Origin of the sequence: Bacillus sp. FSL R5-0397, assembly GCF_038593395.1 — a bacterium.
Classification (GTDB): Bacteria; Bacillota; Bacilli; order Bacillales; family Bacillaceae; genus Bacillus; species Bacillus altitudinis.
This window is the reverse complement of record NZ_CP151992.1, coordinates 2708193-2733237: the sequence shown is the minus strand read 5'-3', so window position 1 is coordinate 2733237 and position 25045 is coordinate 2708193. Positions and strand designations below refer to the sequence as shown.

Below are 25045 nucleotides of genomic sequence, written 5' to 3'. Positions count from 1 at the left end.
TGAATTGTGATGAAAAATGAAACCTTTACAAAAGTGGTTCGTATTACCTGTTAGAAGGAATACACTTGGATGTGAGCATAGTCTAAATGAATGAAAGGCTGCTCATTTCATAAAGAAAGGGTGAGGAAGATGGATGTGTTTGGGCTGCCTCTTCAGACGCTGTACTTATACATATTGATGGTATCAGGAATCCTGACGCTTGTTTTCGTCTTTTTTGGCGATGTATTTGATGGATTGTTTGAAGCGATTCCTGTCCCGTTCCTTCAACCAACATTGATCCTCGCATTTCTTACCTTTTTCTCGGCTGGAGGATTTATCTCTGAAAAAACAGCAATTGTAGGAAGTGGACTTGGCGCCGTATTATCTGCCATCCTCGCAGTGGTTCTCGTTACTTGTTTACATGTATTTGTCTTAGTCCCGCTTTCCTCTGCTGAAGAATCTCTTTCATATACGGAGGCCGACCTAAAAGGAAGAACTGGGGAGATCATTGTATCTGTACCAAAAGATGGGTTTGGAGAAGTGCTGTTAATTAGTAACAGCGGAAAAATCTCAAAGCCTGCCGTCAGTTTCGACGAAGAGGAGATTCCATATGGAACCCGGGTGCTGGTCGTCGAAGTGAACAAAGGCGTGTTATCTGTTATACCAAATGAAGAAATCTAGGAGGGAATGCTATGCCAGGAACAACCATATTAATTATTATTGGAATTGTGCTTGTGATTCTCATTGCACTTATTGGTGTATTTGTTTCGAAATACCGGACAGCTGGTCCAGATGAAGCATTAATCGTCACAGGAAGTTACCTCGGAAGTAAAAATGTCCACGTGGATGAAGGTGGAAACAAGATTAAGATTGTAAGAGGTGGAGGTACCTTTGTACTCCCTGTTTTTCAACAAGCAGAGCCGCTCAGCTTACTGTCTAGCAAGCTAGATGTTTCAACGCCTGAAGTCTATACTGAACAAGGTGTACCGGTCATGGCGGATGGAACGGCCATCATTAAAATTGGCGGATCAATTGAAGAAATCGCCACTGCGGCAGAGCAGTTTTTAGGGAAAACAAAAGAAGATCGTGAAAATGAAGCAAGAGAAGTACTAGAAGGACACCTTCGCTCCATTTTAGGGTCAATGACAGTTGAAGAGATTTATAAAAACAGAGAGAAATTTTCTCAAGAAGTACAGCGTGTCGCTTCTCAAGATCTAGCGAAAATGGGTCTTGTCATTGTATCGTTTACAATCAAAGATGTCCGTGATAAAAATGGCTATTTAGAATCACTAGGTAAACCTAGAATTGCTCAAGTGAAACGCGATGCAGATATTGCGACAGCAGAAGCAGATAAAGAAACACGTATCAAACGTGCAGAAGCAGATAAAGATGCGAAGAAATCTGAGCTTGAGCGTGCCACTGAAATCGCTGAAGCAGAAAAAATCAATGAGCTGAAAAGAGCAGAATTCAGACGTGAACAAGATACAGCAAAAGCAAGCGCTGACCAAGCGTACGATCTTGAAACAGCTCGTAATCGTCAGCACGTAACTGAACAAGAAATGCAAGTCAAAATCATTGAACGTCAGAAGCAAATTGAATTAGAAGAAAAAGAGATCCAGCGTCGTGAGCGTCAATACGATTCTGAAGTGAAAAAGAAAGCAGATGCGGACCGTTATGCTGTTGAGCAGTCGGCTGCGGCGGAAAAAGCGAAGCGTCTTGCAGAAGCAGATGCGAAGAAATACAGCATTGAAGCAATGGCAAAAGCAGAAGCAGAGAAAGTTCGGATTGACGGGCTTGCCAAAGCAGAAGCCGATCGTGCAAAAGGGGAAACAGAAGCAGAAGTCATTAGGTTGAAAGGACTTGCGGAAGCAGAAGCGAAAGAGAAAATTGCAGAAGCATTCGAACAGTATGGCCAAGCGGCGATTCTTGATATGATTGTGAAAATGCTACCTGAATATGCGAAACAAGTATCTGCTCCACTTTCTAACATTGATAAAATTACAGTTGTTGATACAGGTGGTAACGGGGAAGGTAGCGGCGCCAACAAAGTGACCGGCTATGCGACAAACCTTATGTCCAGTCTTCAAGAAAGTCTGAAAGCTTCCTCTGGAATTGATGTTAAAGAAATTATTGAGAATTTCTCTGGCAAAGGCAATGTGAAACAAAGCATCCAAGAACTGACGAATGAAATCAAACAGCCAAGAAAAAAAGAAATCGCTGATCGTCAAATAGAAGAATAAAAATCAAAAGACACCTTCTGATAGAGGGTGTCTATTTTACTTGGGGCATATGCCGGTGTCTTTTGATAGATGAAGAGAGATTCACAAGAATGCCTGCAGATATCATCATGAACACCAATGAAGATCCGCCGTAGCTAATAAAGGGAAGAGGAATGCCTGTAATGGGGAGAAGCCCAAAGACAGCTCCTAGATTAAAGGCTGCTTGAATCATAATTTGAAAAGTAAGCCCGATCGTTAATAGCTTTCCAAATGGATCTTGTAAACCTTGAACGATTCGAACGGCGCGATACATGATGAGTAGGTAGGCACCCATCACAAACAACAGCCCCATGATTCCCAGCTCTTCACTGATGATGGCCATAATAAAATCTGTATGGGCTTCAGGAAGAAATCCTAGTTTTTGAATACTTCCGCCTAAACCATTCCCGGTCAGTCCTCCTGAATCCATGGCGAGATAAGAATGGATCAGCTGATAACCATCTCCATCTTCATACATGAAAGGATCACGAAAAGAAGTGATCCGTTTCAAACGATAAGGAGCGGTCACAGCAAAAAAAGTGATCCCTGCCGCAGCCGTCGAACCTAGTAGAATGAGGTGGCGTGTTTTAAGTCCAACACATAATAAGACGATACCGCAGCTCAATAAAATAGAAACTGCTGTACCTAAATCTGGCTGTTTTAAAATCAATAAAAAAGCTAGACTTAAAAGAAGAAGTGGAGGCAGGACTCCTTTTTTAAAGGATGTAATGTACGCTTGTTTCCTTGCATATACATAGGCAAAATAGATGATCATCACTAATTTCACAGCCACAGACGGCTGGATGATCAGAGAGCCCAATTGAATCCATCGCTGTGAATTGTTTTTGACAACACCGATTCCAGGAAGCAGTACAAGGATAAGACATAACAATGACAGCATCACAAGCCACCGAATCCATTTACGGTAAACTTGATATGGAACCAGGGCCGCAGCGATGAAAAAGAAGAACCCAATCAAAAGCCATTGCCACTGTTTCATGAAGAAGTAGCTACCCTGTCCATATTTTATTTCGCCTAAAGGATAACTCGCACTGTACACCATTAGTAATCCAAAGAAACAAAGACAAACAATCGTCCCAGCAAGAATGTGGTCGATTTTTTTTAGGTGAGAAAGAATCAATGACATCACCTTCAATCCCAGTTACGTCCAAACATGTAGGATGAGGACCTCAAATTGACACTAAACACAAGGCCAATGGCAATCATATTGGTTAAAAGCGCACTGCCTCCATAGCTGATAAAAGGAAGGGCAAGACCAGTCACAGGCATTAGCCCTACTGTCATCCCAACGTTTTGGAAGACTTGAAAAACGATCAGCCCAACCACTCCAGCACATATATAAAGCCCATAAAGGGTATTCGCATGCATTGCCACATGAATCATTCGATAGACCATCATAAGATATAAACAGATCAATAGGGAGGCGCCGATAAAACCAAACTCCTCGCCAATGACTGCAAATATAAAATCTGTATGGGCTTCAGGGATATTTCCCCCTTGTACTTGATTTCCTTTTGTATACCCGCTTCCTGATAATTGCCCTGACCCAATGCCAAGCATTGCTTGTTTCAGTTGATACCCATATGTCGAATCAAATTCATCTGGGGAGAGCCACCCATAAATGCGATCAAGCTGATGAGGTTTAATCACTTTTGTAAAGTGCTCAAAATGTTCATTGTGCAAGTAGGTCAAAAATGCAAGAAGCGCGAGAAAAGAAGCGATTAATGCAGCGATCATCTTACTTGAAATGCCTGACACAAGCATCAGTGTAAAAGCAATAGACAAGATCACAAGTGCCGTCCCCAAATCTGGCTGAATTAAAATCAGGAAAAAAGGAACAGCGGTCCAGCATATGATGTTCATTGTAGGAATCATGCTTTCTTTAAACGAAAAGCGCTGATGTTTGTATCGATTTAAAATAGCCGCTAACAGAAGAATGACAAAAATTTTCATAAATTCTGATGGTTGCACTTTCATGGGCCCCAAGCTGATCCATCTTTGGGAGCCATTTTGATTCGTGCCAAAAAAATGAACGAGAATGATGAGGAAGAGACCACCTGCAAATAATCGAAAAGATAACCGCTCAAGCAGTTCATAATCAAAGTAAGCAACTGCCGCCATAAGGCCAAAGCCGACGATATACCAGAAAACTTGTCTTTTGACGAAATAAAACATATCTTGCGTTTCATACTGTCCCGATCCGCTATACACAGCCAGTAGGCTGATCACAAAGAAGCAAATGACAGTGAATAATAATGCGAAGTCAATGCTGTTCTGTTTTTTCATGTCTCTGTCACCTGCTATGACCTATTTGTCAGCTGGTTTAATACGACCTGCACCGCTGCAGCGTCATCAATATAGCCGATCGGAAAAATATAATCTGGTATTAAATCAACGGGCATAATGAAGTAAAGTAATGCGCCTCCCATCAACATCAATTCTCGAGAAGTCCCCCGTCCGCTCATGAACGAGCAGTACATGCTTTTCAATTGATCAAGAAATGGCCCAACACCACTTATCGTATCTATCTTTTTTTCAAACTTTGCTGAGATCGTTTCTTTTCCCTCTTCTGATTGACTATAGGTCTCATATTCATTTAACTTCTGTTTCAATTCATTCTCGCTGAACGTCCCGTCATAGACATCATGATCTTTCAGCGTTCGCTCAATCTCTTCTACGGCTTGAATGAACGTATTACCGTGAACTCTTTCGTTTTTAATTGAAAATCCAGCCGTGGCCAATAGATGATCTAAAGAAATGTGTAGAGCATCTGAAAGCCGCTGTAAATGGTTCAAAGTCGGTGTTCTTTTTCCGTTCATGATTCTAGACAGTGTGGCTTTATCAATTTCTGTTTGTGTACTGAGTTCTCTTAATGAAAGAGAACGTATTTGCAGTTGTTCTTTTAAAAACTGCCGAAGCTCAGTTGTTTTAAATTCCATCTCTTTCTTCACCCTTTTCATAAAGTTCAACTCTTCAATAGAAGAAGTCGTACCCAATATATAGGGGTGTTGACAAAATGTCAACGAATATCCATTAAGGATTGAATTTTATAAAATAGCAACTTATCATATGAAACATAGAGTAAGAAATGGCTAAAAGGGGTGTGCAGATGAAGGTTAGACATGCAGTACATAATGATATTCCTAAAATTGCCGAAATTCATGTGAAGAGCTGGCAAACGACTTATCACGGCATTATTTCACAAGAGTATTTAGATGCTTTAAATGTAGAGGAGCGGGAAGAGAGCTGGAGAAGCAGGTCGCTTGAAGGCACGTTTGTCGCAGAGGATGCTGACGGAGTATTTGGTTTTGCTTCCTTCGGAAAACAGCGTGATGAGAGATATTCAATATATGATGGTGAGCTTTATGCCATCTATTTGTTGCAGAGAAAACAGAAATCAGGAGCGGGTATGGCTTTGATTGCAAAAGGTGTGGATTATTTAATAGAGAAAGGCTATCAGAATATGCTGCTCTGGGTATTTGAGCAAAATTCAGCGAAGCAATTTTATCAAAAACTTCAACCTAGTTTTGCCGTCACCAGCCAGTTCGAGCTGGCTGGTGAGAACCATGAAGAAATAGGGTATGGATGGGAACTGTCTGTACTAAGTGCTCAGATTCAACAGATTATATCGTCAGCTTCCAGTAATAATGAGAGAAAAAAGTAAAAAGGGTGGCGAGTAAAATATAAGATATAAAAGGAGAAGCCTCTACTTTTCCTTTCACACCTGCTATTTTTAATGCCTCATAGAAACTGGCCAAAAAGTAGGCGAGACTGAGGATGTAACAGCACAGCATAATGGAGTAAGGATTCATTTTCGTACCTCCAGCATGAAATCTTCTACTATTAATAGATTCAATAGAGCAGCAAATTATGCACAAAAAATAACCCGCTGAAACAGCTGGGTTATTTTTGTCGAGGAAAAACCAAACGAGACGCACTAGGGATGAGTAAACAAAGAACAATACTACAAATGATAAATGAAGGAATCATATATGTGCTGTTATAAACTAATGAATACACCCATCCTGGTGTTCCTTTTGGTGCATAATGAGAAAAGAAAACTACACCTGAAATAAAGAACGTCAGCAGTCTGAAGAAACTGGCGACAAATACAGCTAGGATAATATAGAAGAATTGTTTCTTTCGCTTTTTATCCTGAATGGCTTTTTTAATTGATCCTGAGAATAGCCCGCTTAAACAAATCACAACAGATGCGACAAAGTAATCGAGAAACCCTTGTACAGGTGTAGCAATAATAGGATTGTTCATCAGCTGCAGTCCTGCGATTAACACACCGATAATAAATCCAGCAGACACGCCCCATCTAATGGACATGAGAATGACAGGAATCATGATCAGTGCAATTGACCCGCCGTTTGGCATTCTTAAAAAGAGACCTGATAAATAATCTAAAACAAGTGCAAGAGAAGTCATGATGGCGATCTCCATCAGTCGTACTAATTGATTTGATTGTTGCATAAAAAAATCCCCTTTTCACGAATTGTGCAAGGAGAGACCATGTCAGGATGAGTATGTGATTCATAGAAAAACATATCGGCTTGAATACAATGCATGTATGCAAGTGATTCCACATTCCTACTTCAGTATTAACTGACAGGTTCAAAGGGTCAGAACAACGAATTGTTCACTCTCAGCACGAGGCTCCCCCTGCGGTTATTAAATTTCAATCTATTATAAATATACTAAAGACCTACAGGATCAACAATAGTGAATTACGGAGTTAAGCCCTTTTTGTACGAATATATAGGAAGAGATCAGGAAAAATAAATTATTTAGGAAAAATACTTGTTTCTTCTTTTAAAAGGTGTTATATTTGTATTCGCCGCTGAAACAGCGCGGTTGAGAAATAACATTCGAGAAAAAAGTTGTTGACTTCATTTTGATAGAATGTTATATTAATAAAGTCGCTTCTGAGCGATAACGATGATGATCTTTGAAAACTAAACAAGACAAAACGTACCTGTTAATTCGAGTTTTTATAAAAAATCCTATGATATATCATAGGTAGTCAGTCAAACTGGCGAGGCAGGAAATGATCACATGCTAAGTTCGCTACATCGTGTAGCAACGCATGTGTGATATGCATCCTGCATACCTCGGAGAGTTTGATCCTGGCTCAGGACGAACGCTGGCGGCGTGCCTAATACATGCAAGTCGAGCGGACAGAAGGGAGCTTGCTCCCGGATGTTAGCGGCGGACGGGTGAGTAACACGTGGGTAACCTGCCTGTAAGACTGGGATAACTCCGGGAAACCGGAGCTAATACCGGATAGTTCCTTGAACCGCATGGTTCAAGGATGAAAGACGGTTTCGGCTGTCACTTACAGATGGACCCGCGGCGCATTAGCTAGTTGGTGAGGTAACGGCTCACCAAGGCGACGATGCGTAGCCGACCTGAGAGGGTGATCGGCCACACTGGGACTGAGACACGGCCCAGACTCCTACGGGAGGCAGCAGTAGGGAATCTTCCGCAATGGACGAAAGTCTGACGGAGCAACGCCGCGTGAGTGATGAAGGTTTTCGGATCGTAAAGCTCTGTTGTTAGGGAAGAACAAGTGCAAGAGTAACTGCTTGCACCTTGACGGTACCTAACCAGAAAGCCACGGCTAACTACGTGCCAGCAGCCGCGGTAATACGTAGGTGGCAAGCGTTGTCCGGAATTATTGGGCGTAAAGGGCTCGCAGGCGGTTTCTTAAGTCTGATGTGAAAGCCCCCGGCTCAACCGGGGAGGGTCATTGGAAACTGGGAAACTTGAGTGCAGAAGAGGAGAGTGGAATTCCACGTGTAGCGGTGAAATGCGTAGAGATGTGGAGGAACACCAGTGGCGAAGGCGACTCTCTGGTCTGTAACTGACGCTGAGGAGCGAAAGCGTGGGGAGCGAACAGGATTAGATACCCTGGTAGTCCACGCCGTAAACGATGAGTGCTAAGTGTTAGGGGGTTTCCGCCCCTTAGTGCTGCAGCTAACGCATTAAGCACTCCGCCTGGGGAGTACGGTCGCAAGACTGAAACTCAAAGGAATTGACGGGGGCCCGCACAAGCGGTGGAGCATGTGGTTTAATTCGAAGCAACGCGAAGAACCTTACCAGGTCTTGACATCCTCTGACAACCCTAGAGATAGGGCTTTCCCTTCGGGGACAGAGTGACAGGTGGTGCATGGTTGTCGTCAGCTCGTGTCGTGAGATGTTGGGTTAAGTCCCGCAACGAGCGCAACCCTTGATCTTAGTTGCCAGCATTTAGTTGGGCACTCTAAGGTGACTGCCGGTGACAAACCGGAGGAAGGTGGGGATGACGTCAAATCATCATGCCCCTTATGACCTGGGCTACACACGTGCTACAATGGACAGAACAAAGGGCTGCGAGACCGCAAGGTTTAGCCAATCCCACAAATCTGTTCTCAGTTCGGATCGCAGTCTGCAACTCGACTGCGTGAAGCTGGAATCGCTAGTAATCGCGGATCAGCATGCCGCGGTGAATACGTTCCCGGGCCTTGTACACACCGCCCGTCACACCACGAGAGTTTGCAACACCCGAAGTCGGTGAGGTAACCTTTATGGAGCCAGCCGCCGAAGGTGGGGCAGATGATTGGGGTGAAGTCGTAACAAGGTAGCCGTATCGGAAGGTGCGGCTGGATCACCTCCTTTCTAAGGATATATGGAGCAGCGTACGTTTTTCGTCTTGTTTAGTTTTGAAGGATCATTCCTTCAAACATGTCTCTAGCGAGACAGGATTGTTCTTTGAAAACTAGATAACAATAAGTAATACATTCACATTGAATGCAATGCAAAGTTCATCACACATAGTGATTCTTTCTAAAGTAAGAAATGGTTAAGTTAGAAAGGGCGCACGGTGGATGCCTTGGCACTAGGAGCCGATGAAGGACGGGACGAACACCGATATGCTTCGGGGAGCTGTAAGCAAGCTTTGATCCGGAGATTTCCGAATGGGGAAACCCACTGCTCGTAATGGAGTAGTATCCATACTTGAATACATAGAGTATGAGAAGGCATACCCGGGGAACTGAAACATCTAAGTACCCGGAGGAAGAGAAAGCAAATGCGATTCCCTGAGTAGCGGCGAGCGAAACGGGAACAGCCCAAACCAAGAGGCTTGCCTCTTGGGGTTGTAGGACACTCTATACGGAGTTACAAAGGAACGATATAAGCGAAGAGGTCTGGAAAGGCCCGCCAAAGAAGGTAACAGCCCTGTAACTGAAATGTTGTTCTCTCCAGAGTGGATCCTGAGTACGGCGGAACACGTGAAATTCCGTCGGAATCCGGGAGGACCATCTCCCAAGGCTAAATACTCCCTAGTGACCGATAGTGAACCAGTACCGTGAGGGAAAGGTGAAAAGCACCCCGGAAGGGGAGTGAAATAGATCCTGAAACCGTGTGCCTACAAGTAGTCAGAGCCCGTTAACGGGTGATGGCGTGCCTTTTGTAGAATGAACCGGCGAGTTACGATCCCGTGCAAGGTTAAGCAGAAGATGCGGAGCCGCAGCGAAAGCGAGTCTGAATAGGGCGCATGAGTACGTGGTCGTAGACCCGAAACCAGGTGATCTACCCATGTCCAGGGTGAAGTTCAGGTAACACTGAATGGAGGCCCGAACCCACGCACGTTGAAAAGTGCGGGGATGAGGTGTGGGTAGGGGTGAAATGCCAATCGAACCTGGAGATAGCTGGTTCTCTCCGAAATAGCTTTAGGGCTAGCCTCAAGGTAAGAGTCTCGGAGGTAGAGCACTGATTGGACTAGGGGCCCCTACCGGGTTACCGAATTCAGTCAAACTCCGAATGCCGATGACTTATCCTTGGGAGTCAGACTGCGAGTGATAAGATCCGTAGTCGAAAGGGAAACAGCCCAGACCGCCAGCTAAGGTCCCAAAGTATACGTTAAGTGGAAAAGGATGTGGAGTTGCTTAGACAACCAGGATGTTGGCTTAGAAGCAGCCACCATTTAAAGAGTGCGTAATAGCTCACTGGTCGAGTGACTCTGCGCCGAAAATGTACCGGGGCTAAACGTATCACCGAAGCTGCGGACTGTTCTTACGAACAGTGGTAGGAGAGCGTTCTAAGTGCAGTGAAGTCAGACCGGAAGGACTGGTGGAGCGCTTAGAAGTGAGAATGCCGGTATGAGTAGCGAAAGACGGGTGAGAATCCCGTCCACCGAATGCCTAAGGTTTCCTGAGGAAGGCTCGTCCGCTCAGGGTTAGTCGGGACCTAAGCCGAGGCCGAAAGGCGTAGGCGATGGACAACAGGTTGATATTCCTGTACCACCTCCTCACCATTTGAGCAATGGGGGGACGCAGGAGGATAGGGTAAGCGCGGTATTGGATATCCGCGTCCAAGCAGTTAGGCTGGGAAATAGGCAAATCCGTTTCCCGTGAAGGCTGAGCTGTGATGGCGAGCGAAATTTAGTAGCGAAGTTCCTGATTCCACACTGCCAAGAAAAGCCTCTAGCGAGGTGAGAGGTGCCCGTACCGCAAACCGACACAGGTAGGCGAGGAGAGAATCCTAAGGTGATCGAGAGAACTCTCGTTAAGGAACTCGGCAAAATGACCCCGTAACTTCGGGAGAAGGGGTGCTTCTTAGGGTGTTAAAGCCCCGAGAAGCCGCAGTGAATAGGCCCAGGCGACTGTTTAGCAAAAACACAGGTCTCTGCGAAGCCGTAAGGCGAAGTATAGGGGCTGACGCCTGCCCGGTGCTGGAAGGTTAAGAGGAGCGCTTAGCGTAAGCGAAGGTGCGAATTGAAGCCCCAGTAAACGGCGGCCGTAACTATAACGGTCCTAAGGTAGCGAAATTCCTTGTCGGGTAAGTTCCGACCCGCACGAAAGGCGCAACGATCTGGGCACTGTCTCAACGAGAGACTCGGTGAAATTATAGTACCTGTGAAGATGCAGGTTACCCGCGACAGGACGGAAAGACCCCGTGGAGCTTTACTGCAGCCTGATATTGAATGTTGGTACAGCTTGTACAGGATAGGTAGGAGCCTTGGAAACCGGAGCGCTAGCTTCGGTGGAGGCATCGGTGGGATACTACCCTGGCTGTATTGACCTTCTAACCCGCTGCCCTTATCGGGCAGGGAGACAGTGTCAGGTGGGCAGTTTGACTGGGGCGGTCGCCTCCTAAAATGTAACGGAGGCGCCCAAAGGTTCCCTCAGAATGGTTGGAAATCATTCGCAGAGTGTAAAGGCACAAGGGAGCTTGACTGCGAGACCTACAAGTCGAGCAGGGACGAAAGTCGGGCTTAGTGATCCGGTGGTTCCGCATGGAAGGGCCATCGCTCAACGGATAAAAGCTACCCCGGGGATAACAGGCTTATCTCCCCCAAGAGTCCACATCGACGGGGAGGTTTGGCACCTCGATGTCGGCTCATCGCATCCTGGGGCTGTAGTCGGTCCCAAGGGTTGGGCTGTTCGCCCATTAAAGCGGTACGCGAGCTGGGTTCAGAACGTCGTGAGACAGTTCGGTCCCTATCCGTCGCGGGCGCAGGAAATTTGAGAGGAGCTGTCCTTAGTACGAGAGGACCGGGATGGACGCACCGCTGGTGTACCAGTTGTTCTGCCAAGGGCATCGCTGGGTAGCTATGTGCGGACGGGATAAGTGCTGAAAGCATCTAAGCATGAAGCCCCCCTCAAGATGAGATTTCCCATTCCGCAAGGAAGTAAGATCCCTGAAAGATGATCAGGTTGATAGGTCTGAGGTGGAAGCGTGGTGACACGTGGAGCTGACAGATACTAATAGATCGAGGACTTAACCTATATTCTAATGTGAAAAATGAACATTGTTATCTAGTTTTGAGAGAACATTCTCTCCATCAGGTTTGGTGGCGATAGCGAAGAGGTCACACCCGTTCCCATACCGAACACGGAAGTTAAGCTCTTCAGCGCCGATGGTAGTTGGGGGTTTCCCCCTGTGAGAGTAGGACGCCGCCAAGCTTTTCAAAGGATCAGTTCCAGTCGGAACTGGTCTTTTTTGTGCTGTTTGAAAGAAGATCACCTTGATACATATGTGGTATAAATCAGGTTGTTTTAATTCACTATAAGCGTGGAGATGCTCTAAATCAATGTGAAAGTCTGTGAAGCATGTTCACTTTTAAGTATGGAGAAAAGTAATAGAGAGAAAGAATAGCAGGTGTATAGATGCCTGATACAAATTCATTCATTTAAATGGAGTTGTAATTGAAATCAAAACATTCATTGCGTTTAACAGTTGAAATAAAGAAATATCTATATCATTAAAGTATAAAAATTGAAAGGCTGCTGATATTTTTAAAGGATTTACTCGTTTTTAAAGAGAATATAGAGAAGAGAAATACAGCTGTTAATCGTTGAATTGAAGCCGTTTTGACTGGTAACATAAACATCATCTGTTAAAAGAAATACGTCATGAAAAATGAAATAAAATTTTTTTAATATAGCCTTTACAAATGAGTGAAACCTGTATATAATAATCTTTGTCGGATCGAGAGATTCCTACATAGTGGAGGATTAGCTCAGCTGGGAGAGCATCTGCCTTACAAGCAGAGGGTCGGCGGTTCGAGCCCGTCATCCTCCACCATATTTATTCTTACATAATGTTAGGATAGATAAAGCCGGTGTAGCTCAACTGGTAGAGCAACTGACTTGTAATCAGTAGGTTGGGGGTTCAAGTCCTCTTGCCGGCACCACTTTCATATGGTAAGATAGACAAGTCGCTTTAAAAGCGAGCCATTAGCTCAGTTGGTAGAGCATCTGACTTTTAATCAGAGGGTCGAAGGTTCGAGTCCTTCATGGCTCACCATTTTCATGCGGGTGTGGCGGAATTGGCAGACGCGCTAGACTTAGGATCTAGTGTCTTTATGACGTGGGGGTTCAAGTCCCTTCACCCGCATTGCCAAACAACATAAAGAAATCCTGTAATGCGGAAGTAGTTCAGTGGTAGAACACCACCTTGCCAAGGTGGGGGTCGCGGGTTCGAATCCCGTCTTCCGCTTATACCATCCACGCCGGGGTGGTGGAATTGGCAGACACACAGGACTTAAAATCCTGCGGTAGGTGACTACCGTGCCGGTTCAAGTCCGGCCCTCGGCATTATAAAATAAGCGCCCGTAGCTCAATTGGATAGAGCGTTTGACTACGGATCAAAAGGTTAGGGGTTCGACTCCTCTCGGGCGCGCCATTAAGATCGGGAAGTAGCTCAGCTTGGTAGAGCACTTGGTTTGGGACCAAGGGGTCGCAGGTTCGAATCCTGTCTTCCCGACCATCTTTTATGGGGCCTTAGCTCAGCTGGGAGAGCGCCTGCCTTGCACGCAGGAGGTCAGCGGTTCGATCCCGCTAGGCTCCACTTTTTAAAAGATTATTTTATATCATGGCGGTGTAGCTCAGCTGGCTAGAGCGTACGGTTCATACCCGTGAGGTCGGGGGTTCGATCCCCTCCGCCGCTATAAAGGACCTTTAGCTCAGTTGGTTAGAGCAGACGGCTCATAACCGTCCGGTCGTAGGTTCGAGTCCTACAAGGTCCACCATCTATACGGAGGAATACCCAAGTCCGGCTGAAGGGATCGGTCTTGAAAACCGACAGGGGTGTCAAAGCCCGCGGGGGTTCGAATCCCTCTTCCTCCGCCATATTTTTAAAAAATGATATCATCGCGGGGTGGAGCAGTTCGGTAGCTCGTCGGGCTCATAACCCGAAGGTCGCAGGTTCAAATCCTGCCCCCGCAACCAAATTTTTTCTCTAATGGTCCGGTAGTTCAGTTGGTTAGAATGCCTGCCTGTCACGCAGGAGGTCGCGGGTTCGAGTCCCGTCCGGACCGCCATTTTCAAATGAATACATGGCTCGGTAGCTCAGTTGGTAGAGCAACGGACTGAAAATCCGTGTGTCGGCGGTTCGATTCCGTCCCGAGCCACTTTTACAAATAAATATCAGTATGGCGGTTGTGGCGAAGTGGTTAACGCACCAGATTGTGGCTCTGGCACTCGTGGGTTCGATTCCCATCAATCGCCCCATACATATTTTTGCGGGTGTAGTTTAGTGGTAAAACCTCAGCCTTCCAAGCTGATGTCGTGGGTTCGATTCCCATCACCCGCTCCATTTGCATATCGTTCATGGGCCTGTAGCTCAGCTGGTTAGAGCGCACGCCTGATAAGCGTGAGGTCGGTGGTTCGAGTCCACTCAGGCCCACCATGACTTTCCGCAGTAGCTCAGTGGTAGAGCTATCGGCTGTTAACCGATCGGTCGTAGGTTCGAATCCTACCTGCGGAGCCAAATGGAGAAGTACTCAAGTGGCTGAAGAGGCGCCCCTGCTAAGGGTGTAGGTCGCGCAAGCGGCGCGAGGGTTCAAATCCCTCCTTCTCCGCCATTTTTCTGGCCCGTTGGTCAAGCGGTTAAGACACCGCCCTTTCACGGCGGTAACACGGGTTCGAATCCCGTACGGGTCATTTTTTAAAGAGGTCTAATAAAGACCTCTTTTTTATTTTCCCCAAAACGAAAGACCGCCATCATAGCGGTCTTTTCTTACATATTCATGGAATAGATCGTATAAGACAAGTATGTCGCAAAGAATCCCCATAAAACATAAGGAATCAATAAAATTGGGACAACTTTGCTTAGTTTACGTGAGACGATGACAAGTGCGAGTGCTGTCAGTGCTACAAGCAGGCAGTCGATCGTAGCTGCAAATAAATCTTTTTGTGTAAATTGAAAAAAGCTAAAGGCTTGATTGAATACATAATTTAAAAGAAACAGAATCCAAAATGGTAATGTGATTTTTTGAAAACCATACTTTGCATAAATGATGGCGGCAGATAACGAAATGAGGGCGAATAAGACAGCCCAGACCGCACCGATGACACCACCACTAGGTGTCCATTCAGGTTTATTTAGTGCGTCATACCATTCTCTGTCGATAGGGAACAGGAACCCTGCAATAGAAAATAATGCGTATGTAATAAAGAAGACGATAACCGCCCAAATGATACTTTTTTTAGCCATCCAGAAATCTCCTCCCAATCAATTCACTCTTCAACTTATTTCCCAATTATTACATGATATAAACATCAAGCCCCCAATATGTGGGGACTAATCATTTTTTTTAGTATAAGGTTCTTCTTCATACGGCTTCAAGTCACCAAACACTGTCATGACGCCTTCTTCATCTAATGCTTCTTCATAAGCTTCGTGTGCTTTATTTGGATAGACCTTGCTTGCTTTACCTTCAATATCAGCAGCTGCGAACCCTTCGTAGTCTTCCACATCATCTTCATCTTCTGATTGTGTATACACATCATCGTATGTCAATGGAGGAAATTCCATATCGGATGGGGTATCAGAGTTCCCATAGCGTTCTACGTCTTGGTAGGCATCTTCTCCATCATATGCAGCACTTTCTTCATTTTCAAATTGCCCTGAGGGCGGACTTAATAAGTCCTCTTCAATGGGACGGTTTTGTGAAACGGTCTGTTCTTTTGAATGCTCTGTGCATGTGACGGCGGTGGGAAGGGCTTCTAAGCGTTCTTTAGGAATAGGGGCTTTACACACTTTACACAAACCATAAGAGCCGTCTGCCATTGCTTGGAGTGCTTCATTGATATCGGACAGATGCTCATGTTCCAAACTGTTTAAGGCAATGTCTTTTCCGCGTTCGAATAGTTCTGTCCCTTGGTCGCCAGGGTGGTTATCATAGGCCGACAGTTCGCCCACTGAATCATAAGGAAATGATACTTTCTGTTCATCGTCATGGCTTTTGGCTTCAATTTCTTGTTTTTCATCGAGAAGTCGCTGCTTCAACTGATGTAATTCGTTTTTAGACAACAAAGCGATCACCCTTTCATATCAAACATATTGTTAGTATGAGCAAATTTTTATGTAAGACTTGTGCCAATTTGAAGCAATTCTTCAATAAAAAACGCCTGCGGCTGCAGGCGTTTTGTGTTATGCGAGATAATATTGTAAGATCAATGCGATCGTTAACAGGAAACCAAAAAACGTATTGGTTTGTGCTGTCGACTTCATGGCATTCATTAATTCAATTGGTTTTTCTTTTTGCTTAAATTCTTTAATGGCTGTATAAGCTTTTGGCACACTGAGTAAGACAAGAAGACTCCAAAGACCCACGATATCCATAAAGATATAAACAAAAATGAGTACATATGAGATCACAAACATGGAAAGTAGGATGTTGACTGCCGCTTTACGTCCAGCTAGGATAGCAAGTGTCTTTCGTCCATTCTCTTTATCACCGTCTAAATCACGGATATTGTTCGACAGTAAGATGGCACCAACTAAAATAGAGATAGGTAATGAAATGAGCACAGCTTTTGATGTCAATGTTCCTGTTTGGATATAGAAACTAATTAAAATGATGCCTAGTCCCATAAAAGCACCTGATACAAGTTCTCCAAATGGTGTATAAGCAATTGGTACAGGGCCACCGGTATAAAAATAGCCTGCTGCCATACAAATTAGTCCTATGAGTGCAATCCACCAGCTAGACATCATGCAAATATAGATCCCAAGTAATAAAGAAAGCGCGAATAAGGCATAAGCGAGGCCTAAAACTGTTTTTGGTTTTACACCGTTTCTCACGATCGCTCCGCCGATACCGACAGATTTCTCATTGTCCAATCCGCGGACATAATCAAAGTACTCATTAAACATGTTCGTTGCAATTTGGATAAACATCGATGCAAATAGCATAGCTAAAAATAGCCCAACATGTATTTGACCACTCGGAAGTGCTAGGACAGTTCCTAAAGTAACGGGAATAAATGCCGCTGTTAATGTATGCGGTCGTAGTAAATTCCACCAAATCCGCCAGTTCTTATCAGGCTTAATTGGTGAAAGCTGATCTGATATCGATTGATGCTGCATAAAATATACTCCTTTAAATAAAAAAATACGTACACGTCCAAATTCCAGTTTAGCAAAGTTCAAAAAGGTGTCAATATATTGATGCGATGAAACAAGAAAAAGATGTTTGCTAATCGTTCCCATCTAGAGAGAAAGCTTGATCTTCGAACAGGTCTTACCATTTTTTAAGGGATGTTCTCATTTCAATATGCGGGAGCGAAAAAATCTTGAAAGCGTGATATAATAAGGATTCGAGGTTTTAAAAGCTGTTTTCTTTACTAAGTTCATCTGTTAAGGTTTATAATAGAAAAGCAGGTCATTCGACATACTCGAATGTTCATGTATTTTTTTACATGATGGTTTTATTTTTATATGTTATTTCATGGATTTTGGAGGAATGTATCATGGTGACAACAGTGCAAAGTACTTTCCGGCAGGAAGCGCTTGCGACATTAGAAGAAGCGAATAACGTCAACCATGCTGTTTTGATAAGCTACTCCAGAAGAGTTGACGATCTGGATCCTCTTGCCTTTTTCCAAAGCGGCGAAGCGGATTTTTTAGGCGAGCGGTTTTTTTGGTCTGATCCAGAAAGCCAAATGATATTTTCTGGACTTGGCAGAGCGGCCGTGATTAAATCATCAGAGCAAGGCAAAGAACGATTCAATATCGTCCATCAAGAATGGGAGCAGCTGAAACAGCATATGTTCCATTTTCATGATGAGAAGGAGTTAAAGCAAGCGGCAGTTGGTCCGCTTTTATTTGGAGGATTTTCATTTGATCCATACGAAGAAAAGGCGCGTCACTGGGAAGCATTTGGCGAGGCTCATTTTTTTGTGCCATCGATGATGCTGACTGTTTCAAAAGAAGGCACGTTTCTAACGATCAATGAATGGAACGAGGTGGACGGGAATGTTCATCAGCTCATTCAAGAGTTAGAACAGAAAGCTTCTAATTTTGATGCATTGCCTGTCAGAAATCATGGACAAGCTGAGCTTGTTCATATGGAAGAGTTAGATGTCCAGGAATGGATGAAAGCAATCCATGAAGCGACAGAACACATTCGTGTGAACGAATATGAAAAGGTTGTTTTAGCAAGAGAAGTCTTGCTTCACTATAAAAATCAAATTGAACTCGCTCCACTATTAGCAGAATTACTAAAACATCAAACAACGAGTTATGTATTTGCTATAGAGCAGGGAAGACAAGCGTTTGTCGGGGCGACGCCTGAACGTTTAGTAAAAAAAAGCGGTGGTGAAGTGTTTTCATCGTGTTTGGCAGGTTCCATTGTACGTGGTCAAGATGAAGTAGAAGATCAGGCACTAGGTGAGGAACTGCTTTGTGATGAGAAAAATTTGATTGAACATCAAATTGTCGTGAATATGATTGAACAGGCATTTGAAGCAAACTGCCATCATGTGCATAAGCCAAATCAACCAAGTCTTTATAAAACGAAAAACATTCAGCATTTATTTACACCCATTGTGGGAGAAATTAAAAGCAGCTGTTCACTCTTTTCATTAATTGAACAGCTTCATCCAACACCAGCGCTTGGAGGATATCCTAAGGAAAAAGCGGTAGAGGTGATTCGTGAAATCGAACCGTTGAAACGCGGTTGGTATGCGGCGCCAGTGGGATGGATTGATTCTAAGGACAATGGAGAATTTGCTGTCGCCATTCGATCAGGTCTTATTGAGGAAGACCAAGTTCGTTTGTTTGCTGGATGTGGAATTGTAGAGGATTCCCTTGCAAAACAAGAGTATGAAGAAACGCAAGTGAAATTAAGACCAATGCTGTCTGCTCTTGGAGGTCGTCCTATTGAATAATCAAATCATGACAAGATATATTGGCAGATTAATGGATGAATTTGTGCAAAGTGGTGTGAATGAGGCAGTTGTTTGTCCTGGCTCCCGTTCAACACCGCTTGCGATGCTCGCTCTTGCTCATCAAGAAATCAATGTCCATGTGTTAGTGGATGAACGGTCTGCTGCTTTTTATGCACTGGGTCTTGCGAAAGCGAGCCAAACACCAGTGCTACTCATTTGTACATCAGGTACGGCAGCAGCTAACTTTTACCCAGCTGTTGTCGAGGCACATTATTCTCGGGTACCATTGATTGTTTTAACTGCTGATCGGCCGCACGAATTGAGGGAGGTTGGGGCACCTCAAGCGATTGATCAGCAATTCTTATTCGGTAAGTTTGTTAAATGGTTCACAGACTTAGCCTTGCCAGAAGAAAGCCAAACGATGCTGCGGTATGTCCAAACTACTGCTGCTAGGGCAAGTCATGTGTCTATGCAGGAGCCAAAGGGACCAGTTCAGGTGAATGTGCCGCTGAGAGAACCATTGCTACCTGACTTGTCTATTGATCCTTTTAATAGAGAAGAAGGAGTTGCGAACAAAGTTTTAGCAGCAGGTCAAGCTCGTCCGGATGATCGGGTTATGTCAGAATTAGTGTCTATCATGAACAAAGCGGCAAAAGGAATCATTGTTGCTGGTGAACTTCACTCGCCGGAAGAGCAGGCGTCAGTGTTACGTCTTGCAAAAGCTTTGCATCTGCCTATTTTAGCTGACCCGCTTTCTCTTTTGCGAAATGGACATGAAAGTGAAGAATACATCATAGATGCATACGATTCTTTGTTAAAAGATGAGGCATTGCAGCAGCATCTCTTGCCTGAAATGGTCATTCGTTTTGGACCGATGCCTGTGTCTAAGCCATTATTTAAGTGGCTAGAAAAGCATGCGGAAGTGAAGCAGATTGTCGTCGATGCTGCGGGTGGTTATCGAGATCCTGGTTTAAGCGCATCATACATGATTGAAAGTCATGCAGCCTCTTTTGTAGAAGAAGTCTTGATGAGAGCGGAAAAGCGTCAGGATACATCTTATTTACGACGCTGGCAGAGTGTCAATTCTTCTTTTAGAATGCATGTAAATCAATACAATGATGAGGACCTGACATTTGAGGGAAATGTGTATCGTCAGCTGCAGCACCTTTTGCCAAAAGAGAGTGTGCTCTTTATCGGAAATAGTATGCCTATTCGAGATGTCGATACCTTTTTTGAAACGCAGTCAAAACCGTTTCGGATGATGGCGAATCGCGGAACAAATGGCATTGATGGTGTTGTGTCCACAGCTCTTGGAACATATGCAGCCTTGAAACAACCCATCACTTTAGTCATCGGCGATTTATCTTTTTACCATGATATGAACGGTCTTCTTGCAGCTAAGCTAATGGACATTCCGCTCACGGTTGTATTGTTAAACAATGATGGTGGAGGAATCTTTTCTTTCCTTCCGCAGGCATCCGATGAACCGTATTATGAAAAGCTCTTTGGTACGCCGACTGGGTTGAATTTTGAGTATGCATCAAAGCTATATGGGGGAACCTATTCGAAGCCAACAACGAAAGAAGAGTTAAAAGATGTGTACTTGGCGCATATCCAAGAACCAGGGCTTCATTTAATTGAGATTGAAACTGACCGGCATTCTCGCGTGGGCAAACATCGCCAAATGATGGACGAGATATTGAGGGAAGTGAAAAAAAAATGCCTTCACTCATAATACGAATGCACGATGGAGTGGCGTATGAGGTGATAGACCATAATCCATCTGCTGAAAATGCCACGTTATGTTTACATGGCTTTACAGGGAGTGCAGCTTCTTGGGCTTTTTTGAATACTTATACAGAAAAACATACGAGATTGATTCAGGTCAGCTTGCTTGGACATGGTCGCACAGACTCACCAAAGAGTATAAGAAGATATGCAATGTCCCAACAGCTGGCAGATCTTGCTGAGATTTTAGATCAATTAAAGCTTCACAAAGTGAACATTCTCGGATATTCTATGGGAGGGCGTATTGCTTTATCATTTGCCTCCCGTTATCCAGAACGTGTAAACAAACTGATTCTTGAGAGTACATCTCCAGGGCTGAACTCTTTTAAAGAGCGGATGGAGAGGCTGAATCATGATCATCAGCTAGCTCAAAAGATCAGACATGAAGGATTAGCGCAGTTTGTGGATTTTTGGGAGAACATTCCGCTGTTTGCTTCGCAGAAATCCTTGCCAGCGGACAGGCTAACGCAACTGAGAGAGGGAAGGCTAAAAGCCGATCCTAACGGGCTGGCTCGCAGCTTAGAAGGTATAGGAACCGGTTCACAGCCGTCTATGTGGCAAGCATTAAAGCAGATAAAACAGCCTGTTTTACTCATTTGCGGAACACTTGATAAAAAGTTTTGTCACATCGCCAAACGTATGCAGCAGGCGCTTGAATACAGTCAATTCACAGTAGCAGAGCATGCCGGGCATACAGTTCATGTGGAACAACCACATTTTTTTGGTAAAATAGTAAGTGAGTTTATTTTATCGCAAGATTAGAGGAGGAAATATTGATGGCTATTGAATGGCAAACTGAGCGTCAGTATGACGAAATTTTATATGAAACATATAATGGGATTGCAAAAATCACCATTAACCGTCCGCACGTACATAATGCTTTTACACCAAAGACCGTAAGTGAATTAATTGATGCATTCTCACGTGCTCGTGACAATTCAGAAGTTGGTGTCATTGTCCTTGCAGGTGCTGGAGGTAAAGCATTCTGTTCTGGTGGAGACCAAAAAGTACGCGGGCATGGCGGCTATGTAGGAGACGATCAAATTCCACGTCTAAACGTCCTAGACTTACAGCGTTTAATTCGTGTCATTCCAAAACCAGTTATTGCGATGGTTGCGGGCTATGCGATTGGCGGCGGGCATGTGCTTCATGTCGTGTGTGACCTCACGATTGCAGCAGACAATGCGATTTTTGGACAAACAGGACCAAAAGTGGGCAGCTTTGATGCTGGTTATGGATCTGGCTATCTTGCACGTATTGTGGGTCATAAGAAAGCAAGAGAGATCTGGTACTTATGTCGTCAATACAATGCACAAGAAGCGCTTGATATGGGACTTGTCAACACAGTTGTACCATTAGAGCAGCTGGAAGAAGAAACAGTGAAGTGGTGTGAGGACATGCTAGAAAAGAGCCCGACTGCTTTACGATTCTTGAAAGCTGCATTTAATGCGGACACAGATGGATTAGCTGGTATTCAGCAATTTGCAGGAGATGCGACTCTTCTTTATTACACAACAGATGAAGCAAAAGAAGGACGCGATTCCTTTAAGGAAAAACGGAAGCCAGACTTCGGTCAGTTCCCTCGTTTCCCTTGATTCAATGATATGGATGAAAACAGCTTAGTGCATCAGACTGAGCTGTTTTCTTTTATGAAAAGGAGGTGTCATGATGAAGCAACCCAATTGGCTGCTGCACCGTGCGTATTTAACGCCAGACCGGGTCGCACTCATTTATCGAGACAAAGAGTGGACATTTCGTGATTTAGCGAATGATGTAGACCAACTTGCGAATCGACTGACACGTGTCTCTTTTAAAAAAGGGGATACGGTTGCGATTTTAATGAACAACCATCCTCATATGGTCATGCTTGTTCACGCTTGTTTTTTATTAGGCTTCAAGATTGTGTTATTGAACAATAAGTTAACAAAAGCAGAGAGACGTTTTCAGCTGGAAGATGCGAAAGTCATGGCTTTATTAACAGAGCCTGCATATGCAAATGAGCATCATGGTGATTTACCTGTTTATACAATAGAGACTTTACCTGATGCAGATCATGATATGGAAAAGAAGGTCGTACATGATATTGATTTAAATGAGACGGCGACGATTATGTATACATCTGGAACGACAGGACGCCCTAAAGGGGTGGAGCAAACGTTTGGCAATCATTTTCATAGTGCTGTTTCCTCGGCATTGAATTTAGGAATCAGGGAGGACGACCGCTGGCTCATTGCCTTGCCTCTTTTTCATATAAGCGGTTTATCCGCTATATTTAAATCTGTCATATACGGTATGACTGTCGTGCTTCATCAAAAGTTTGATATCGATGAAGTCAAGAATGCTATTGAACAGCATCGAGTGACGATGTTGTCAGTTGTTCAAACCATGCTGTCCCGTTTATTAAGTGGACTTGAAGAATGTCCGTCTTCTTTGCGCTGCCTGCTGTTAGGCGGAGGCCCTGCGCCTTATGCGATGCTTCAAGAGAGTAAGGAGAAAGGATTTCCTGTGTTTCAATCGTACGGTATGACGGAGACCTGCTCGCAAATTGTGACACTTGCGCCAGAATTTAGTGTGGAAAAGCTTGGATCAGCGGGAAAACCCCTTTTTGGGTGTGAATTAAAGATTCAAGATGAGGACCGTCCGTGTCGTCCTTTTGAGCATGGTGAAATCATGGTAAAAGGTGCAAATGTCATGAAAGGCTACCTTTATCGTCAAGAGGCAACAGCTGCTGCATTTGAGCAGGGCTGGCTGAAAACGGGTGATATTGGCTATGTAGATGAGGACGGATTCTTATTTGTGCTTGATCGGCGGTCAGACTTAATTATTTCTGGCGGAGAAAATATTTATCCAGCAGAAATTGAAGCAGTTCTTTTAACACATCCAAATGTAAAGGAAGCGGGAGTGACGGGTATGTATGATAAAAAATGGGGAGAGGTACCTGCTGCCTTCCTTGTGACAGATGAGCAGATTCCGGAGAATGAGCTCTATGCTTTATGTCAGTCGCAATTAGCCAAGTATAAATGGCCCGCCGCTTTTCACTTTGTGGATGAGCTGCCAAGGAATGCGTCGAATAAATTGCAGAGGCACAGACTCAAATCAAAGGGGTTTTTAGATGATTCAAATTGAACGTGTGATCTTATATCATGTCACGATGAAACTCAAACAGCCATTTACAACGAGCCTTGGGACCATTTCAGAGCGTGAGTTTATTATTGTCGAGGTCAAAGATCAAACAGGATTAACTGGATGGGGAGAGGTATCTGCCTTCTCTTCTCCGTGGTATACAGAAGAAACCATCGAGACCTGCTATCACATGCTCAGGGCTTTTTTTATCCCGAACGTGCTGACCCGATCTTTTACACATCCTTCGGACATACCAGACAGCTTGTACCATTTTAAGGGCAATAGAATGGCCAAAGCGGGAATTGAGGCAGCTGTGTGGGATATTTATGCGAAGCGAGAAAATAAGTCCTTACGTGACGTCTTAGGCGGTACTAGAGATAGAATTCCATCTGGTGTCGTTGCGGGGTTAGGGCCAATAGATGATATGATTCAGCAAATCGAGCAATTTGTTGATCAAGGCTATCAGCGTGTGAAAGTGAAGATTAAGCCGGGACAAGATATTGGACTTCTACAAAAGATAAGGGAGTCTTTCCCTCACCTTCCGTTAATGGCGGATGCAAACTCTGCTTATGAATTAAAAGATATTAGCAAACTGAAGCAGCTCGACGATATTCGTTTATTAATGATTGAACAGCCTTTAGCCGCAGATGACATTGTCGATCATCGGCATTTGCAAAAGCATTTAAAAACACCAATCTGTTTGGATGAAAGTATTTGTTCTTTAGATGATGCGAGAAAAGCTGTAGAACTTGGAAGCTGTCAAATTATTAATGTGAAGCCTTCACGAGTTGGAGGGCTGACTGAAGCTCTTAAGATTCATGCGTTCTGCAAGGAGCAGCAGATTCCGTTATGGTGCGGTGGAATGATTGAAACAGGCATTTCTCGCGCGCAAAACGTGGCACTTGCATCACTTCCGCAATTTACGATTCCTGGGGATATTTCAGCATCGTCGAAATATTGGGAGCAGGATATCATTTTTCCTAAAATTAAAGTTGAAAATGGGTTTATTGAAGTACCGCGTTCTCCAGGTATGGGTGTAGAAGTTGATTATCAAGCGCTTCGTTCTTTCTCAGATAAAATTGATGTGTTTACAAAACATGATTTTGTGAAATGAAAACGAATGAATCGCCATTTGCACCATCAATAGAACCACTGTATAGTTGAGGAAAGTTTTTCCTTCCTGTCTGAACAAAAAGAAAGAGCGGTTAT

The 25045-nt window shown here is 44.2% G+C and carries 16 protein-coding genes, 21 tRNA genes, 3 rRNA genes and 1 riboswitch; of the genes, 33 read left to right on the top strand and 7 right to left on the bottom strand.

What is annotated here, in order from left to right:
* The first annotated feature begins 129 nt into the window (after positions 1 to 129).
* Together NSQ70_RS14045 and NSQ70_RS14040 are read left to right on the top strand one after the other, a co-directional pair.
* Positions 130 to 660, top strand: coding sequence for a hypothetical protein (locus NSQ70_RS14045; protein WP_017367919.1), 531 nt, complete (start codon positions 130 to 132; stop codon positions 658 to 660).
* 11 nt (positions 661 to 671) lie between these two features.
* Positions 672 to 2219 (top strand): flotillin family protein, encoded by a 1548-nt coding sequence (locus tag NSQ70_RS14040; protein ID WP_008344044.1) that lies wholly within the window; start codon positions 672 to 674, stop codon positions 2217 to 2219.
* A 31-nt stretch (positions 2220 to 2250) separates the two neighbouring features.
* Here the strand turns inward: NSQ70_RS14040 and ftsW are convergent, their stop codons facing one another.
* From ftsW to NSQ70_RS14025, 3 genes are read right to left on the bottom strand one after another with little or no spacing between them, the layout of a single operon-like run.
* Positions 2251 to 3393: a putative lipid II flippase FtsW gene (ftsW, locus tag NSQ70_RS14035; RefSeq protein WP_342502221.1), complete on the bottom strand. Its 1143-nt coding sequence runs from the start codon at positions 3391 to 3393 to the stop codon at positions 2251 to 2253.
* Positions 3390 to 4544, bottom strand: a complete 1155-nt coding sequence (gene rodA / locus NSQ70_RS14030) for a rod shape-determining protein RodA (protein WP_008344041.1) — start codon at positions 4542 to 4544, stop codon at positions 3390 to 3392. The genes ftsW and rodA overlap by 4 nt, the downstream gene beginning before the upstream one ends.
* Before the next feature lie 14 nt (positions 4545 to 4558).
* Positions 4559 to 5218: a DUF1232 domain-containing protein gene (locus tag NSQ70_RS14025; RefSeq protein ID WP_056702377.1), complete on the bottom strand. Its 660-nt coding sequence runs from the start codon at positions 5216 to 5218 to the stop codon at positions 4559 to 4561.
* 149 nt (positions 5219 to 5367) lie between these two features.
* Here NSQ70_RS14025 and NSQ70_RS14020 point away from each other — a divergent pair, with 149 nt between their 5' ends.
* Entirely contained in the window at positions 5368 to 5922 is a 555-nt protein-coding gene (locus NSQ70_RS14020; protein WP_138278929.1) for a GNAT family N-acetyltransferase, read from the top strand.
* Positions 5923 to 6161: 239 nt separating this feature from the next.
* On the opposite strand, the gene thiT is transcribed toward NSQ70_RS14020, so the two are convergent.
* Complete coding sequence (gene thiT / locus NSQ70_RS14015; protein WP_007500615.1) at positions 6162 to 6737, bottom strand: energy-coupled thiamine transporter ThiT; 576 nt, start codon at positions 6735 to 6737, stop codon at positions 6162 to 6164.
* 97 nt (positions 6738 to 6834) lie between these two features.
* Positions 6835 to 6937: riboswitch (TPP riboswitch) on the bottom strand.
* A gap of 435 nt (positions 6938 to 7372) precedes the next feature.
* Between thiT and NSQ70_RS14010 the strand changes: the two genes are divergently transcribed.
* The 24 genes from NSQ70_RS14010 to NSQ70_RS13895 all read left to right on the top strand — a co-directional run bounded on the left by NSQ70_RS14010 (position 7373) and on the right by NSQ70_RS13895 (position 14692).
* Positions 7373 to 8921: ribosomal RNA gene (locus tag NSQ70_RS14010) — 16S ribosomal RNA — on the top strand.
* A 182-nt stretch (positions 8922 to 9103) separates the two neighbouring features.
* Positions 9104 to 12034: ribosomal RNA gene (locus NSQ70_RS14005) — 23S ribosomal RNA — on the top strand.
* A gap of 61 nt (positions 12035 to 12095) precedes the next feature.
* Positions 12096 to 12211, top strand: a 5S ribosomal RNA gene (rrf, locus tag NSQ70_RS14000).
* The 16S, 23S and 5S rRNA genes sit together here, the layout of an rRNA operon.
* A gap of 546 nt (positions 12212 to 12757) precedes the next feature.
* Positions 12758 to 12833 (top strand) — tRNA-Val (locus NSQ70_RS13995).
* Positions 12834 to 12866: 33 nt separating this feature from the next.
* A tRNA-Thr gene (locus NSQ70_RS13990) sits at positions 12867 to 12942 on the top strand.
* Positions 12943 to 12979: 37 nt separating this feature from the next.
* A tRNA-Lys gene (locus NSQ70_RS13985) sits at positions 12980 to 13055 on the top strand.
* A gap of 7 nt (positions 13056 to 13062) precedes the next feature.
* Positions 13063 to 13145, top strand: a tRNA-Leu gene (locus tag NSQ70_RS13980).
* Between the two features lie 30 nt (positions 13146 to 13175).
* Positions 13176 to 13247, top strand: a tRNA-Gly gene (locus NSQ70_RS13975).
* Positions 13248 to 13259: 12 nt separating this feature from the next.
* A tRNA-Leu gene (locus tag NSQ70_RS13970) sits at positions 13260 to 13345 on the top strand.
* 11 nt (positions 13346 to 13356) lie between these two features.
* Positions 13357 to 13433, top strand: a tRNA-Arg gene (locus NSQ70_RS13965).
* A gap of 7 nt (positions 13434 to 13440) precedes the next feature.
* Positions 13441 to 13517 (top strand) — tRNA-Pro (locus NSQ70_RS13960).
* Positions 13518 to 13525: 8 nt separating this feature from the next.
* A tRNA-Ala gene (locus NSQ70_RS13955) sits at positions 13526 to 13598 on the top strand.
* Between the two features lie 26 nt (positions 13599 to 13624).
* A tRNA-Met gene (locus NSQ70_RS13950) sits at positions 13625 to 13698 on the top strand.
* A 4-nt stretch (positions 13699 to 13702) separates the two neighbouring features.
* Positions 13703 to 13779, top strand: a tRNA-Ile gene (locus NSQ70_RS13945).
* 7 nt (positions 13780 to 13786) lie between these two features.
* Positions 13787 to 13879 (top strand) — tRNA-Ser (locus tag NSQ70_RS13940).
* Positions 13880 to 13901: 22 nt separating this feature from the next.
* Positions 13902 to 13978, top strand: a tRNA-Met gene (locus NSQ70_RS13935).
* Between the two features lie 15 nt (positions 13979 to 13993).
* Positions 13994 to 14070, top strand: a tRNA-Asp gene (locus NSQ70_RS13930).
* Positions 14071 to 14087: 17 nt separating this feature from the next.
* Positions 14088 to 14160, top strand: a tRNA-Phe gene (locus NSQ70_RS13925).
* Between the two features lie 24 nt (positions 14161 to 14184).
* Positions 14185 to 14260: transfer RNA gene (locus NSQ70_RS13920), tRNA-His, on the top strand.
* Between the two features lie 11 nt (positions 14261 to 14271).
* Positions 14272 to 14345, top strand: a tRNA-Gly gene (locus NSQ70_RS13915).
* Positions 14346 to 14361: 16 nt separating this feature from the next.
* Positions 14362 to 14438, top strand: a tRNA-Ile gene (locus NSQ70_RS13910).
* A gap of 6 nt (positions 14439 to 14444) precedes the next feature.
* Positions 14445 to 14519: transfer RNA gene (locus NSQ70_RS13905), tRNA-Asn, on the top strand.
* 3 nt (positions 14520 to 14522) lie between these two features.
* Positions 14523 to 14613, top strand: a tRNA-Ser gene (locus NSQ70_RS13900).
* Positions 14614 to 14620: 7 nt separating this feature from the next.
* Positions 14621 to 14692, top strand: a tRNA-Glu gene (locus tag NSQ70_RS13895).
* A 76-nt stretch (positions 14693 to 14768) separates the two neighbouring features.
* Here the strand turns inward: NSQ70_RS13895 and NSQ70_RS13890 are convergent.
* From NSQ70_RS13890 to NSQ70_RS13880, 3 genes are all read right to left on the bottom strand, one after another.
* Complete coding sequence (locus NSQ70_RS13890; protein ID WP_041506519.1) at positions 14769 to 15245, bottom strand: tryptophan-rich sensory protein; 477 nt, start codon at positions 15243 to 15245, stop codon at positions 14769 to 14771.
* A gap of 87 nt (positions 15246 to 15332) precedes the next feature.
* The gene (locus tag NSQ70_RS13885) at positions 15333 to 16067 is read right to left on the bottom strand and encodes a TraR/DksA C4-type zinc finger protein (RefSeq protein ID WP_096881770.1); all 735 of its coding nucleotides are present in this window, start codon (positions 16065 to 16067) and stop codon (positions 15333 to 15335) included.
* Positions 16068 to 16184: 117 nt separating this feature from the next.
* Positions 16185 to 17123: a 1,4-dihydroxy-2-naphthoate polyprenyltransferase gene (locus NSQ70_RS13880; RefSeq protein ID WP_017358382.1), complete on the bottom strand. Its 939-nt coding sequence runs from the start codon at positions 17121 to 17123 to the stop codon at positions 16185 to 16187.
* A gap of 383 nt (positions 17124 to 17506) precedes the next feature.
* On the opposite strand from NSQ70_RS13880, the gene NSQ70_RS13875 reads away from it, so the two are divergent.
* The 6 genes from NSQ70_RS13875 (at position 17507) to menC (ending at position 24950) form a co-directional block, all read left to right on the top strand.
* Positions 17507 to 18925: an isochorismate synthase gene (locus NSQ70_RS13875; protein ID WP_008342907.1), complete on the top strand. Its 1419-nt coding sequence runs from the start codon at positions 17507 to 17509 to the stop codon at positions 18923 to 18925.
* Positions 18918 to 20660, top strand: a complete 1743-nt coding sequence (gene menD, locus NSQ70_RS13870) for a 2-succinyl-5-enolpyruvyl-6-hydroxy-3-cyclohexene-1-carboxylic-acid synthase (RefSeq protein ID WP_342502220.1) — start codon at positions 18918 to 18920, stop codon at positions 20658 to 20660. The genes NSQ70_RS13875 and menD overlap by 8 nt, the downstream gene beginning before the upstream one ends.
* A complete protein-coding gene (gene menH / locus NSQ70_RS13865; protein WP_047945221.1) occupies positions 20645 to 21475 on the top strand; it encodes a 2-succinyl-6-hydroxy-2,4-cyclohexadiene-1-carboxylate synthase in 831 nt (276 codons plus the stop codon). Before menD ends, menH begins: the two co-directional genes overlap by 16 nt.
* A gap of 14 nt (positions 21476 to 21489) precedes the next feature.
* Positions 21490 to 22308: a 1,4-dihydroxy-2-naphthoyl-CoA synthase gene (menB, locus tag NSQ70_RS13860; protein ID WP_039168312.1), complete on the top strand. Its 819-nt coding sequence runs from the start codon at positions 21490 to 21492 to the stop codon at positions 22306 to 22308.
* Positions 22309 to 22378: 70 nt separating this feature from the next.
* Positions 22379 to 23839, top strand: a complete 1461-nt coding sequence (locus NSQ70_RS13855; protein WP_326110835.1) for an o-succinylbenzoate--CoA ligase — start codon at positions 22379 to 22381, stop codon at positions 23837 to 23839.
* Positions 23826 to 24950 carry an o-succinylbenzoate synthase gene (gene menC / locus NSQ70_RS13850; protein ID WP_342502219.1) on the top strand — a complete coding sequence of 375 codons (1125 nt, stop codon included), beginning with the start codon at positions 23826 to 23828 and terminating at the stop codon, positions 24948 to 24950. The genes NSQ70_RS13855 and menC overlap by 14 nt, the downstream gene beginning before the upstream one ends.
* Positions 24951 to 25045: the final 95 nt, after the last annotated feature.

Bases quoted from the DNA above. Each gene is read 5' to 3' on its own strand.
- menH (WP_047945221.1), top strand. From the start codon at position 20,645: ATGCCTTCACTCATAATACGAATGCACGATGGAGTGGCGTATGAGGTG.
- NSQ70_RS13880 (WP_017358382.1), bottom strand. From the start codon at position 17,123: ATGCAGCATCAATCGATATCAGATCAGCTTTCACCAATTAAGCCTGAT.
- menB (WP_039168312.1), top strand. From the start codon at position 21,490: ATGGCTATTGAATGGCAAACTGAGCGTCAGTATGACGAAATTTTATAT.
- thiT (WP_007500615.1), bottom strand. From the start codon at position 6,737: ATGCAACAATCAAATCAATTAGTACGACTGATGGAGATCGCCATCATG.
- rodA (WP_008344041.1), bottom strand. From the start codon at position 4,544: ATGAAAAAACAGAACAGCATTGACTTCGCATTATTATTCACTGTCATT.
- NSQ70_RS14025 (WP_056702377.1), bottom strand. From the start codon at position 5,218: ATGAAAAGGGTGAAGAAAGAGATGGAATTTAAAACAACTGAGCTTCGG.
- NSQ70_RS14040 (WP_008344044.1), top strand. From the start codon at position 672: ATGCCAGGAACAACCATATTAATTATTATTGGAATTGTGCTTGTGATT.
- menC (WP_342502219.1), top strand. From the start codon at position 23,826: ATGATTCAAATTGAACGTGTGATCTTATATCATGTCACGATGAAACTC.
- NSQ70_RS13875 (WP_008342907.1), top strand. From the start codon at position 17,507: ATGGTGACAACAGTGCAAAGTACTTTCCGGCAGGAAGCGCTTGCGACA.
- NSQ70_RS13855 (WP_326110835.1), top strand. From the start codon at position 22,379: ATGATGAAGCAACCCAATTGGCTGCTGCACCGTGCGTATTTAACGCCA.
- NSQ70_RS13890 (WP_041506519.1), bottom strand. From the start codon at position 15,245: ATGGCTAAAAAAAGTATCATTTGGGCGGTTATCGTCTTCTTTATTACA.
- NSQ70_RS14020 (WP_138278929.1), top strand. From the start codon at position 5,368: ATGAAGGTTAGACATGCAGTACATAATGATATTCCTAAAATTGCCGAA.
- NSQ70_RS14045 (WP_017367919.1), top strand. From the start codon at position 130: ATGGATGTGTTTGGGCTGCCTCTTCAGACGCTGTACTTATACATATTG.